The sequence below is a fragment of the Streptomyces coeruleorubidus genome (assembly GCF_028885415.1).
GTDB lineage: Bacteria > Actinomycetota > Actinomycetes > Streptomycetales > Streptomycetaceae > Streptomyces > Streptomyces coeruleorubidus_A.
Genome location: NZ_CP118527.1, coordinates 4806873 through 4818473 on the forward strand (window position 1 = coordinate 4806873; position 11601 = coordinate 4818473).

Genomic DNA, 11601 nt, shown 5'->3' on the forward strand with positions numbered 1-11601 from the left:
TCCGGGCCGGGGCGGCGTGGCCGGTGCCCTGGCAGGCGCGGCAGACGACGCAGAAGAGTACGCGGGAGCCGTCGAGATGGCGTCCGCCGGTGGTGATCGCGACGACACAGAAGCCATCGCAGTGGGATGGGAAGGCCGTGCTGCTCGCGACGAGTTATCTCCCCACGTCAGTGGTAGCGGGATCGGCTATCACTCAGGAGGACACCGGGCCAGGTGGAACCTATGCCCACCTTGCTGAACTCGGCTACAAGCCAGTGCACTTCCGCGAGGAGATCCGCTCGCGCCTGCCCACGAAGGCTGAGGCGTCGCAGTTGAGCATCTCCGCAGGCACGCCTGTGATCCTCATCTGCCGCACCGCATTCGCGGACGAAGGCCGCCCCGTCGAGATCAACGAGATGACGCTTGACGCCGCCTCGTACATCCTGGAGTACGACTTCGACGCGTGACGCGGCGCGGCTGTTACAGGTTTCTCTACCTCATCAAGCCCCGGCTGCGCTCCGCTCCGCCGGGCGCGCTTCCCGGCTCCGCTCCGGGCGCCGCTCCTGCCTTCGGCCCGCTCCGCCCGGGCTGCGCCGACGCGCGCCCACATGTGAATCAGGCCGGGACCATGAGTCGAGATCCGCAAAGCGCGGCAACGGTCAAAGCATGCCTCCGGCGGAGGCGCTCAGGCTCCGAGATGGAGGGGGCGCCGTTCGCGAGTGCCGGCCGGAGTAGTGGCGTGCGCGGGGAGCTCCCATCCCGCCTGCCGTCGACCCAGGCAGAGCCGAGCAGACGCGGCCCCTGGCGTCCAGGTCGTTCGCACAGTGGCGCGCTCCACCTGGACGCCAGGAACCACGCCTGCTCCACGGTGTGGGTCGACGGCAGACGGGATGGGAGCTGGGGGAGGTTGTGGCTGGGGTAGTCCGGCAGACCTCGGCCGTCCTAGAGGGAACGCAGGGTCTCGCTGGCTCCAGCAACAAACTGCGCCATGGTCTCCTCCAGCTTCTCGGCTTCCTGGGTCTGTGCTGACCAGAGGTCGTCTTCAGTAACCGGCACAGCTGCGGCAAGTGTTTGCTCCTGCCTGTACCAGAGCGCCTCGAACGCATCAGCCATGTCGGCAGCGAGCCGTTGCAGCTTGATCTCTGCGATTAGGGCGAGATGCGTCCTGTGCGTGAACAGGGCCCTCACGGCCACGTCCAGCTCCCGCTCTGCCGCAGCTCTCAACTCACCGGATTGGGCCACGGATGCTCTACCGAGGGCGACCAGCTCCAGCCGGGCTTTGCTGATCGCTTCAAGACACTTGGCACACACGTCCCGGAGTAGCTGTTCACGCCGTGCCGAACGCTGTTCCCGCGCCTGGTGCAGTAGCTGCGTCCGCATCACCAGCCACGTCACAAGCCCGGTGATCAGACTCGCCGCAAGCGCGGAGCTCGCAGAGATCGCCGCAACCGCCACATCACCTGGCATTGGTCCCCCGGTCCCCCCTACTCCGTGTCCCTGCCGTGCCCGATCGAGCGGGAACCAGCGGGGAACAGCGGGCAGCCACGGACTCCGAGCACAGAAACGGCCCCCGACCATCTACCCAGGTCAGGGGCCGTTCTCACTGCTCATCGCGCGGAGGCGGTGGGATTTGAACCCACGGTGACATCGCTGCCACGACGGTTTTCAAGACCGTTCCCTTCGGCCGCTCGGGCACGCCTCCCCGCGCCGGCCGTGATCGGCGGCGCGGGGACAAGGGTAACGGGTCGGTGCGGGCCGGTGTGGGTCAGTTGTCGCCGATGCGGGAGCCCAGGGTCACGTCGACCGTGTGCTGCTTGCCGTCGCGCTCGTAGGTGATCGTGACCTTGTCGCCGGGCTTGTGGGTCCAGATCTCGCCGATCAGGGTGGGGCCGGAGTCGATCACCCGGTCGTCGAGCTTGGTGATGACGTCGCCGGGCTTGAGGCCCGCCTTGGCGGCCGGGCCGCCCGGCTCGACCGGTGCGGCGGCGCCGCCCGCGCCCTCCTTGGAGATCTGCGCGCCGCCCGAGGTGTCCTCCAGGGAGACGGACGCGCCGATCTTCGCGTACACCGGCTTGCCGGTCTTGATCAGTTCCTGGGCGACGTACTCGGCCTGGTTGATCGGGATGGCGAAGCCGAGGCCGATCGAGCCGGACTGGCCGGTGCCGAAGCCGCCGTTGCCGGTGGACTGGATCGCGGAGTTGATGCCGATGACGTTGCCCTGCGCGTCCAGCAGTGGACCGCCGGAGTTGCCCGGGTTGATCGAGGCGTCGGTCTGCAGGGCGCTCATGTACGACGCCTGGCTGCCGGTGCCGTCGCTGGAGGCGACCGGGCGGTTCTTGGCGCTGATGATGCCCGTCGTCACCGTGTCGGACAGGCCGAAGGGGGCGCCGATCGCGATGGTCGCGTCACCGACGGCCACCTTGTCCGAGTCACCGAGGGTGAGCGGCTTCAGGTCGCTCGGGGTGTTCTTGAGCTTGATGACCGCGACGTCGTAGCCCTGCGCGTGCCCGACCACCTCGGCGTCGTACTTCTTGCCGCTGGGGAACGTCGCGGTGAGCTTGCCGCCGTCCACCGCGCCGGCCACCACGTGGTTGTTGGTGACGATGTGGCCCTGCTTGTCGAAGACGAAGCCCGTGCCGGTGCCGCCCTCACCGCTGTTGCTCTCGGCCTCGATCGTGACCGTGCTCGGCAGCGCCTTGGCGGCCACGCCCGCGACCGTGCCCGGGTCGCGCTTGACGTCACCGCCGCTGGTGGAGGCCGAGACCGTCGTCGAGCCGCTGTTCTCGTCGTTGTTCTTCGCCAGCGTGTAGCCGAGACCGCCGCCCAGGCCGCCCGCGGCCAGCGCGGCCACCAGGATCGCGGCGACCAGACCCCCGCGGCCACGGCCGGACTTCGGCGCCGGCTGCTGGTACGAGGAACCCCAGCCGCCGCCGGAACCGGAACCGCCGCCGCCGTACGACGGGGAGCCCGGCGGCGGGGGCGGGGGCCAGGAGGGGTCGGGGGCGGAGGAGGAGACGCCGTGATGAGCGGCGTCACCGGAAGCGCCCTGGCCGTGGGCGGACTGCCCTTGGGCGTCCTGTCCGTACGGTCCCGGTCCCTGAGGTGCGTGCCCCTGGGGCGCCTGTCCCTGGGGCGCCTGTCCCTGCGGCGGCTGTCCCTGGGGGGCCGGAGCAGCGGGAGCGTCCACCGGCACGGGGGGTGCGGACGGGGCGGGGGGTACCGCGGTGCCCTCGTTCTCGGTGCTCACAGCTTCTCTCCTAGATCCACGGCTGTTTCCTGGGTCGCACTCGGTCACGCTTTTTCACGCTGGCGACGGTCCGGCGCGATACAGCTGTGCTTGTCCCTTTGTATGCCGTCAGCTTTTCCCACCGGCCGTCAGAGCACCATAAGCGGTGGCTGTGGGTCCGGGGCCATTCTTTATATAGGGCATTACTGACGAAAAGGATGCAATTCCAGTGCCTCCGTCCGGACCTGTGAATCCGTCGGGTCCGTCCGACCAGACGCGTACCCGCGTGCGGTGGCACCATGACGCGGTGACTCACGCACGGCAGCACGGGATTCAAGTCGTCGCCCACCGCGGGGCCTCCGAGGACGCCCCGGAACACACCCTGGCCGCATACACCAAGGCGATCGAGGACGGCGCGGACGCCCTGGAATGCGATGTGCGCCTGACCGCCGACGGCCACCTGGTGTGCGTACACGACCGCCGCATCAACCGTACGTCCAACGGCCGCGGCGCGGTCTCCGCCCTGGAGCTCGCCGACCTCGCCGCCCTGGACTTCGGCTCCTGGAAGACAGGCGAGGCCTACAAGGGCCGTGACGAGGACCCCGACTGGGAGCACCGCCCGGAGGACCGTGAGGCGACGTCCGTCCTCACCCTGGAGCGGCTGCTCGAACTCGTCGCCGACGCCGGACGCCGGGTGGAACTGGCCATCGAGACCAAGCACCCCACGCGCTGGGCGGGGCAGGTCGAGGAGCGGCTGCTGGTCCTGCTGAAGCGGTTCGGACTCGACGCCCCGGCCACCGCCGAGGAGTCCCAGGTGCGGGTCATGAGCTTCTCGGCCCGCTCGCTGCACCGCGTGCGTGCCGCCTCGCCGACCCTGCCGACGGTCTACCTGATGCAGTTCGTCTCACCCCGGCTGCGCGACGGACGCCTGCCCCCGGGCGTGCGGATCGCGGGCCCGTCCCTGCGGATCGTGCGCAACCACCCCGTCTACGTGGAGCGCCTGAAGCGGGCCGGCCACCAGGTGCACGTGTGGACCGTGAACGAGCCCGAGGACGTGGATCTCTGCGTCGGCCTGGGCGTCGACGCCATCATCACCAACCGCCCGCGCGCGGTGCTCGACCAACTCGGCCGCTGAGGTCCGGCCGGGGGTCCGGTTCCGGGGGTTCGGCGGATATCCGGCGGGGGTCCGGCGGGGGCCCGGCGGCAGTGGTCGACCACACAAGTCCCACCAGACCCACGCACACCTCTTGACCCCACCCATTGACGGGCGGGATCCTCGCGTCTCGGCCAAACCGATGAAATCCAGCCACACGATTACAGGGAGTGCTCCGGCGCGTTCGATCCGTATTCGATCGTGGTGAATGCGTCACAGGACGTTGATTGGCCGGTTTCCGGTACAGGCCAATGGGGCATCCACACCGTGGCGTGGGGCGAAGGAGGTCTCGGGGGTGGCGTTGGTGGTGGCACAGGAGGTGCCCACGTCGTCGAGCATGGCCGTACCCCATGGCCCTGCGGGCGTGGGGGAAGCGAGACACCGTATGCGCGCGCAGTTGCGCAGAGGTGGCGTAGCGGAATCGGTCATCGACGACGCCGTACTGATCCTTTCCGAACTTTTGAGCAATGCGTGCAAACACGGCAGGCCCTTGGGCGACGCGCTCTCCGGCGACGGCGACGTCCGTGCCGCGTGGCGCGTGGACCCGTCCGGCCGGCTCATCGTCGAGGTCACGGACGGCGGTGGCCCGACCCGCCCCGCCCCGGCGACCCCGTCGGTGACGGCGCACGGCGGCCGCGGGCTGAACATCATCACCGCGCTGGCCGACGACTGGGGTGTCCGGGACGACATCCGCGGCGAGGTCACCGTGTGGGTCGTCGTCCACTCCGACGTGTACGACCCGGACGCCGGCCACCGCCGCGACGACTTCGCGACACGGGTCACGGCCCCGGCGGTGTCCCAGATACCCGGGCTGGACTTCGCGGACGCCTTCGACGACATGGACTGACCCGGCGCGGCCGGACACGGCCTTCCGGGTCCCTTCCGGGGCGCCGCACCGCGCGCCGTTGTCCACAGGACCGGTGTTGTCCACAGGACCCCGTCACCCGAGGCGCGAACGGCTAGGCTCGCGACCGTACGAGACGAGCCGTAACCGGGAGACCCATCGATGGCCAAGAAGCGACCCCAGACGAAGGCCAAGCGCCCGCAGATCACGGACGGAGAGATCCCGGTCGTCGGCGCCCGCGAGCCCTGCCCCTGCGGCAGCGGCCGCCGCTACAAGGCCTGTCACGGCCGGGCCGCGGCCCACGCCGCGACCGAGCTGGTGCACCGCCCCTTCGAGGGCCTGCCCGGCGAGTGCGACTGGGTGGCCCTGCGCGAGCTGGTCCCGGCGGCCACAGCCGGGCTGACGCTCAAGGACGGCCTCCCCGAGGGCGTCCCGGCGGTCACTTTGGCCACGGTCCTGCCGATGGCCTGGCCCGCCCTGCGCCGCGACGACGGCTCGGTCATGCTCGGCCTCCAGAACGACACCTCGTCGGGCGACATCAGCCGCGACCTCGCCGACATCCTCCAGCGCGCCCTTGAAGCCGAGCCCGGCACACCGGTGCAGGGCCGCCGCGCCCCGGCCGACGGTCCGCGGCTGCAGGATCTGCTCGACCCGGAGGGCGCCTTCGAGCCAGAAGTGCACAGCGGCTTCGAGTTCTGGGTGCCGGACCCGGAGAACGCCACCCCGGAGGTGACCGCCTCCCTGGAGCGGGCCAACGCCGCGGCCATCCCGACCGTCAAGCTCCAGGGCGTGGACGCCGCGTACTGGTGCGAGACGCCCGAGAAGAACCATCTGCGGTGGGTCATGCCCCACCCCGAGGAGCAGCTTCTGGACGCTCTCGCGCGGCTGCACGCGGCAGGCCGGTCGAGCCTCGGCGAGGGCACCCGCCTGGTGGGCTCCTTCCGTGCTCACGGGCTCACCGTGCCGGTCTGGGACCTGCCGAGCGGGGTCACGGCCGAGGACGTGGAGAAGCCGGCGGCGGAGTTCGCCGAGCGCCTCGCCGCCGCCCTGGCCACGGACGCGCCGCTCACCGCGGACGAACGCCGCGCGCGTGGCGGCCTCACCAACCGGCAGGTCACGCTCAGCTGACGGATCGTCACAGGGCCCGGTCCGGCCGCTCGGCCGGCCGGCCGGACCCTCGCACTCCGGACAGGTGACGCCCTTCACAACTCCCGGCCGGGACAAGCCAGTCGGTGACTGGAAAGGGCGAGACCGAATTTGCGAACCGCCGATCTCTTGTTACCGTTCCTGTAGCCCGGTTGCTGGTGCATCCCCCGTCGCCAGCAACCGGGTCTTTCTCTGTGCGCGACGGTTCACGGAACGCAGGCTCTCGTCAACTGCTCGATCCCGTAGGCGAGTTGCTCCCGGAGCGCAGCAGCAGCGGCCCCTGGCCGGCCTGTCGGGCGAACTCCGCGACCGCCGTGTACGCCGCCAGATCCCCGCGCGCGGGCTCGCGGGGCGTCTCACACGTCCCCGGCTCGTCCTCGGCACCCACCGCACACGTGATCCGCACGGTCCGGGCGCCGGGCCCCATCAGGCTCAGTACGGCGTCCAGCGCCTCGCCGGTCGCATTGCGGTAGTAGGTCCGCGCCCAGGTGTCCGAGGCCTGCGTCACGACACAGGTCTGCGCCTCGACGCCGTCGGGGGAGGAGAGTTCGGGGCCGCAGCGCGCGGTGGCGGACAGGCCCGGGCCGAGCGCGGGGAGGCCGGCCGCGGCGGAAGACGCCTTGCCGTCCGCGGACGGCGGGGAGGAACGTACGGCGTCCCGTCCGGAACCGGACACGGAACCACCGCGTACACCGGCACCGCCCGCCGAGCCCCCGGAATGTGTCGCATCCCCTGAATCCGGGGACCCCACGGAGAAATCGGGAGCCCCCGCGGACGCCACCGCCAGCGGCAGTGCGACCGCGCACGCCGCCGCGACGCCCGCGAGGGCGAGCAGTCGGAACTTCCGGGGCAGGAACCTCCGGGGTCGGACCTTTCGGGGGTCCCGGGAGCGGTCCCGGGAATGACGCGGCATGGCCCCGGAACATAACGCGCCGGGCCGGAACCCGGGCTCGGCGCGCCCGACAGCCCTAGAACTCGGGCGCGCTCACACCCGTACGAGTGAGGGCCTCGACTGCGGCGTCCACCACGGCCTCCACATCGGGCACCCACGGTGAGGCCGAGCCGGGCAGCGGCGCCCGCTCCCAGCGGATCTCGCCCTGCCCCGTCTCGGACGGCGGCAGCGCCAGGTAGCCGCCCTCGCCGTGGAAGCGGAGGGAGCCGGGCACGAAGTCCTTGGCGTAGAGCAGTTCGCCGAGCTGCTCCATGGAGTACGGCTTCACGAGGATCGCCCAGCGGGCGGAGGACGCGACGACTGGGCCGAGCCGCATGCCCATCCTGTCGAGCGCGTCAAGGGCGCGGGCCGCCGGCAGGGCGGGCAGGGAGACCGCGCAGGGCGCCTTGCCGCCGGTGGCCAGGACGATCGGCGCCGTGGGCCGGTTGCCCCACCACCAGCGCACCATGCGCCCGTCCGTGGTGGCCGCGAGCAGGCCGGGGTCGAAGGGGTGCGCGCCGGGAACCGTGCATTCGGGGTCCGGACAGCCGCAGCGGCTGCGCCCCTCGGGGTCCGCCGCCACGCCCGGGAGTACGGGCCACTGCCATTGGGTCGCGTAGCTCAGGGCCGCGCCGATCAGCTCAGGCCTCCCGTCGCTGCGCTGGGACAGGAGCCTGCGTCGCCTTCCGAGGATCTCGCGCATGAGCGCTCGTTCCTTTCCGTTGCACGCCGGCAACACCGTGGTCCACATCACATCATGTGTCGATCACTTCACTGTGCGTACCTGTTGGCGCATCACACCCCTGCCTTGCGCAAGGGGAACCCCTATGGGTCGAGCATTGACTGCCTCCGCGGCCGCCCCGCCCATACTGCGTCTATTCAAAAGCACGGGCGTGGCGTAGGGGTGGCGAAGTATGGCGTTTGCCGTCGCGCGTATTTCTCTCCGCCTCCGCCACGGGAGGATGGGGCACGGTCGTCGGTGGCTAAGACGCCCGGCTCCGTCACCAGGTTCCGGGTAGTTCTCAACCACCCCTGGCCTTCACCGAGTACGTACCCATCGCGACCGTCGTGACGCTCCGTCGAGCAAGCCCAGTCGACCGCAATAAGCCGTCCCATGCGGCAGTTTTAAGCCAACTTTACATTTAGGCAAGAAGAAGGGGACTTGTTCCCTCGGACCTCACGGACACCAGGAATCCCAGCAGGACAATGCTGGACATCTCCTCACGAGTGCGTGTACATGTGGAGACACTGCTAGCGGCGCAGAATGACATGGGGGTTTGCGATGCTTTTGAGCAGTACGCGCTGGTCGGAAAGCCGGACGCCATGAACGCCCCGCACCCTCCGAAAGTGGCTGGAATCGATTCAACGGTTCCCTCGCCCGCACACACTGTCGCGCCCGTCGCGGCGGGTGGTACGTCCCCGTCCGCCCCGGCGAACCCCCCGGCCCCACCGGGCGCGGTACTCCAGGACCGTCTCGCCGGCTGGGTCTCCGACCTCACCACCCTCCACGAACTGACCGAACGCCTTGCCCGCACCTCCGCGCTCGACGAGGCGCTCCAGGAACTGCTGCGGGCCGGCGCCGCCCTGGTGGGCGCCCGCCGCGGCCTCGTCGTCCTGGAACCCGGCGACGGCCTCGGCCCGGACACCACCATCGGCCTGGGCCTGGCCCGCGCCGACCTCGGCCACATCGAGACCGTGCCCCGCAGCGCCCTGTCCTACGGCCGGATCCTCGACGGACTGCCCGGCGGCGAGGACGGCATCGCCGAGCCCGACCTGCTCGCCGAGGAGGGGCTCGACCCCCGCCACCGCGAGGTCGCGGCCCGCCTCGGCTACGCCGCCAGCTACGCCCTCCCCCTGACGACCGAGTCCGCCGGCCGCCTCGGGGCCGTCGTGTGGCTCTACGACGAACCCGCCGAACCGAACGAGCGGCAGCGCCACCTCGTCGGCCTGTACGCCCGGTACGCCGCCGAACACCTCGCCCGGCTCCTCGAACTGGAGCGCACGCGCGCGTCCATGGCGATCATGTCGGACGAGCTGCTGCCCGCGCGGCTGCCGCGGGTGGCCGGAGTCCAGCTCGCCGCCCGGCACCGCACCGGACCGCGCGGCGGCGGCGACTGGTACGACGCGCTGCCGCTGCCCGACGCCGCCCTCGGCCTCGCCGTCGGGTCCGTCACCGGGGCGGGTCCCAGCGCGGTCGCCGCGATGGGGCGGCTGCGGGCGTCCCTGCGCGCGTACGCCGTGATGGAGGGGGAGGACCCGGTCGCCGTCCTGTCCGACCTGGAGCTGCTGCTGCGGCTGACCGAGCCGGCCCGCTCGGCCACCGCCCTGTTCGGCTACTGCGAACCGGCCGCCCGCAAGATCACGCTGGCCGGTGCCGGACACAGCCCGCCGCTGCTGCTCGGACAGCGCCGCACCGAGTTCGTGGAGACGTCGGTCTCCGCCCCGCTGGGCATGCTCGCCTGCTGGGAGGCGCCGAGCGTGGAGATCCTCGCCGAGCCCGGAGAGACGGTTCTGCTGTACACCGACGGGCTGCTGCACCGCACCGGTGAGACCACCGACCGCGCCTTCGCCCGGCTGCACGCGGCGGCGGCCGGAGCACCCCGGGCACTGCGGCGCGACCCCGGCGCCATCGCCGACCACGTCCTGCGGAGCGTGCTGCCGGACGGGCTGGACGCGGCCGACGGTGCGGAGGACGTCGTCCTGCTGGCGGCGCGGTTCGAGTAACGCTCCTCGTCATCGCCCTGAGACCGCTGCCGCGCCGCCGTACAGTGGAGGGCGGTCCAGCGCCGTATCGAGGAGGATGACCGCCGTGGCAGAAGAGCCTTCGGACACCCCGGAGACTGCCGAAGAAGAGCCGATCAAGCAGCGGAAGAACGGACTGTACCCCGGCGTGTCCGACGAGCTTGCCGAGAACATGAAGAGCGGCTGGGCGGACACCGAGCTGCGTGACCTCCGGCCCATCCCCCAGGCCGCCGAGACCGCCGCCCGCCGGGCCGCGCTGTCCGAGCGCTTCCCGGGCGAGCGGCTGGTGATCCCCGCGGGGAACCTCAAGACCCGCTCGAACGACACCGAGTACGCCTTCCGCGCCTCCGTCGAGTACGCCTACCTCACGGGCAACCAGACCGAGGACGGCGTCCTGGTCCTGGAGCCCAAGGGCGACGGCCACGAGGCGACGATCTACCTGCTGCCGCGTTCGAACCGGGAGAACGGCGAGTTCTGGCTGGACGGCCAGGGCGAGCTGTGGGTCGGCCGCCGGCACTCCCTCACCGAGGCGGAGAAGCTCTACGGCATCCCCGCCTCCGACGTGCGCGAGCTGGCCGAGGCGCTGCGCGAGGCCACCGGTCCGGTGCGGGTCGTGCGCGGCTACGACGCCGGCATCGAGGCCGCGCTGACCGACAAGGTCACCGCCGAGCGCGACGAGGAGCTGCGGGTCTTCCTCTCCGAGGCGCGGCTGGTCAAGGACGAGTTCGAGATCGGCGAGCTCCAGAAGGCCGTCGACTCCACCGTGCGCGGCTTCGAGGACGTGGTGAAGGTCCTCGACAAGGCCGAGGCGACCTCCGAGCGGTACATCGAGGGCACGTTCTTCCTCCGCGCGCGGGTGGAGGGCAACGACGTCGGCTACGGCACGATCGCCGCGGCCGGGCCGCACGCCTGCACGCTGCACTGGGTGCGCAACGACGGTCCCGTGCGGTCGGGCGATCTGCTGCTGCTCGACGCGGGTGTGGAGACGCACACGTACTACACCGCCGACGTCACGCGCACGCTGCCGGTCAACGGCCGGTTCAGCGAGATCCAGCGGAAGATCTACGACGCCGTGTACGAGGCCCAGGAGGCCGGGATCGCGGCGGTGCAGCCGGGGGCGAAGTACCGGGACTTCCACGACGCGGCGCAGCGGGTGCTGGCCGAGAAGCTCGTCGAGTGGGGGCTGGTCGAGGGGCCGGTGGAGCGGGTGCTGGAGCTGGGGCTACAGCGGCGGTGGACGTTGCACGGGACCGGGCACATGCTCGGGATGGACGTGCACGACTGCGCTGCCGCGCGGACCGAGACGTATGTCGACGGTGTGCTGGAGCCGGGGATGTGCCTGACCGTCGAGCCGGGGCTGTACTTCCAGGCCGATGATCTGACGGTGCCGGAGGAGTACCGGGGTATCGGTGTGCGGATCGAGGACGACATCCTCGTGACGGAGGACGGCAACCGGAATCTGAGTGGGGCGTTGCCTCGTCGGGCGGACGAGGTCGAGGCGTGGATGGCCTCCGTCAAGGGCTGAGTTCCGGGTGTGGGGGCTGGTCGCGCGGTTCCCCGTGAGGCGACGCCATCCGGCC

9 protein-coding genes, 1 tRNA gene and 1 pseudogene are annotated in these 11601 nt (G+C 71.1%); 6 read left to right on the forward strand and 5 right to left on the reverse strand.

Annotation, left to right across the window (positions count from 1 at the left end; translation table 11 throughout):
* Positions 1-125: 125 nt before the first annotated feature.
* Positions 126-446 (forward strand): annotated as a pseudogene (locus PV963_RS22390) (UTRA domain-containing protein); the annotation flags it as partial.
* Positions 447-921: 475 nt separating this feature from the next.
* On the opposite strand, the gene PV963_RS22395 reads toward PV963_RS22390, so the two are convergent.
* The 3 genes from PV963_RS22395 to PV963_RS22405 form a co-directional block, all read right to left on the reverse strand.
* A complete protein-coding gene (locus PV963_RS22395; protein WP_274817532.1) occupies positions 922-1446 on the reverse strand; it encodes a hypothetical protein in 525 nt (174 codons plus the stop codon).
* A 148-nt stretch (positions 1447-1594) separates the two neighbouring features.
* A tRNA-Ser gene (locus PV963_RS22400) sits at positions 1595-1681 on the reverse strand.
* A 63-nt stretch (positions 1682-1744) separates the two neighbouring features.
* The gene (locus PV963_RS22405; RefSeq protein ID WP_274817533.1) at positions 1745-3226 is read right to left on the reverse strand and encodes a S1C family serine protease; all 1482 of its coding nucleotides are present in this window, start codon (positions 3224-3226) and stop codon (positions 1745-1747) included.
* A 286-nt stretch (positions 3227-3512) separates the two neighbouring features.
* Between PV963_RS22405 and PV963_RS22410 the strand changes: the two genes are divergently transcribed.
* The 3 genes from PV963_RS22410 to PV963_RS22420 all read left to right on the forward strand — a co-directional run bounded on the left by PV963_RS22410 (position 3513) and on the right by PV963_RS22420 (position 6330).
* Positions 3513-4340 carry a glycerophosphodiester phosphodiesterase gene (locus tag PV963_RS22410; protein ID WP_274817534.1) on the forward strand — a complete coding sequence of 276 codons (828 nt, stop codon included), beginning with the start codon at positions 3513-3515 and terminating at the stop codon, positions 4338-4340.
* 226 nt (positions 4341-4566) lie between these two features.
* Positions 4567-5205 carry an ATP-binding protein gene (locus PV963_RS22415; RefSeq protein ID WP_274817535.1) on the forward strand — a complete coding sequence of 213 codons (639 nt, stop codon included), beginning with the start codon at positions 4567-4569 and terminating at the stop codon, positions 5203-5205.
* A gap of 159 nt (positions 5206-5364) precedes the next feature.
* Positions 5365-6330, forward strand: a complete 966-nt coding sequence (locus tag PV963_RS22420) for a DUF5926 family protein (RefSeq protein WP_274817536.1) — start codon at positions 5365-5367, stop codon at positions 6328-6330.
* A gap of 244 nt (positions 6331-6574) precedes the next feature.
* Here PV963_RS22420 and PV963_RS22425 read toward each other — a convergent pair whose 3' ends face one another.
* Entirely contained in the window at positions 6575-7261 is a 687-nt protein-coding gene (locus PV963_RS22425) for a hypothetical protein (RefSeq protein WP_274817537.1), read from the reverse strand.
* A gap of 55 nt (positions 7262-7316) precedes the next feature.
* Positions 7317-7982 carry a bifunctional DNA primase/polymerase gene (locus PV963_RS22430; protein ID WP_274817538.1) on the reverse strand — a complete coding sequence of 222 codons (666 nt, stop codon included), beginning with the start codon at positions 7980-7982 and terminating at the stop codon, positions 7317-7319.
* Positions 7983-8485: 503 nt separating this feature from the next.
* Here PV963_RS22430 and PV963_RS22435 point away from each other — a divergent pair.
* Together PV963_RS22435 and PV963_RS22440 are read left to right on the forward strand one after the other, a co-directional pair.
* Complete coding sequence (locus tag PV963_RS22435) at positions 8486-10003, forward strand: PP2C family protein-serine/threonine phosphatase (protein WP_274817539.1); 1518 nt, start codon at positions 8486-8488, stop codon at positions 10001-10003.
* A 76-nt stretch (positions 10004-10079) separates the two neighbouring features.
* The gene (locus PV963_RS22440; protein ID WP_274817540.1) at positions 10080-11546 is read left to right on the forward strand and encodes an aminopeptidase P family protein; all 1467 of its coding nucleotides are present in this window, start codon (positions 10080-10082) and stop codon (positions 11544-11546) included.
* Positions 11547-11601 lie beyond the last annotated feature (55 nt).

What these genes read in the sequence shown, in the direction of transcription:
- PV963_RS22395 (WP_274817532.1), bottom strand. Translation starts at nt 1,446, where the DNA reads ATGCCAGGTGATGTGGCGGTTGCGGCGATCTCTGCGAGCTCCGCGCTT.
- PV963_RS22415 (WP_274817535.1), top strand. Translation starts at nt 4,567, where the DNA reads ATGCGTCACAGGACGTTGATTGGCCGGTTTCCGGTACAGGCCAATGGG.
- PV963_RS22420 (WP_274817536.1), top strand. Translation starts at nt 5,365, where the DNA reads ATGGCCAAGAAGCGACCCCAGACGAAGGCCAAGCGCCCGCAGATCACG.
- PV963_RS22425 (WP_274817537.1), bottom strand. Translation starts at nt 7,261, where the DNA reads ATGCCGCGTCATTCCCGGGACCGCTCCCGGGACCCCCGAAAGGTCCGA.
- PV963_RS22430 (WP_274817538.1), bottom strand. Translation starts at nt 7,982, where the DNA reads ATGCGCGAGATCCTCGGAAGGCGACGCAGGCTCCTGTCCCAGCGCAGC.
- PV963_RS22435 (WP_274817539.1), top strand. Translation starts at nt 8,486, where the DNA reads ATGCTGGACATCTCCTCACGAGTGCGTGTACATGTGGAGACACTGCTA.
- PV963_RS22440 (WP_274817540.1), top strand. Translation starts at nt 10,080, where the DNA reads ATGACCGCCGTGGCAGAAGAGCCTTCGGACACCCCGGAGACTGCCGAA.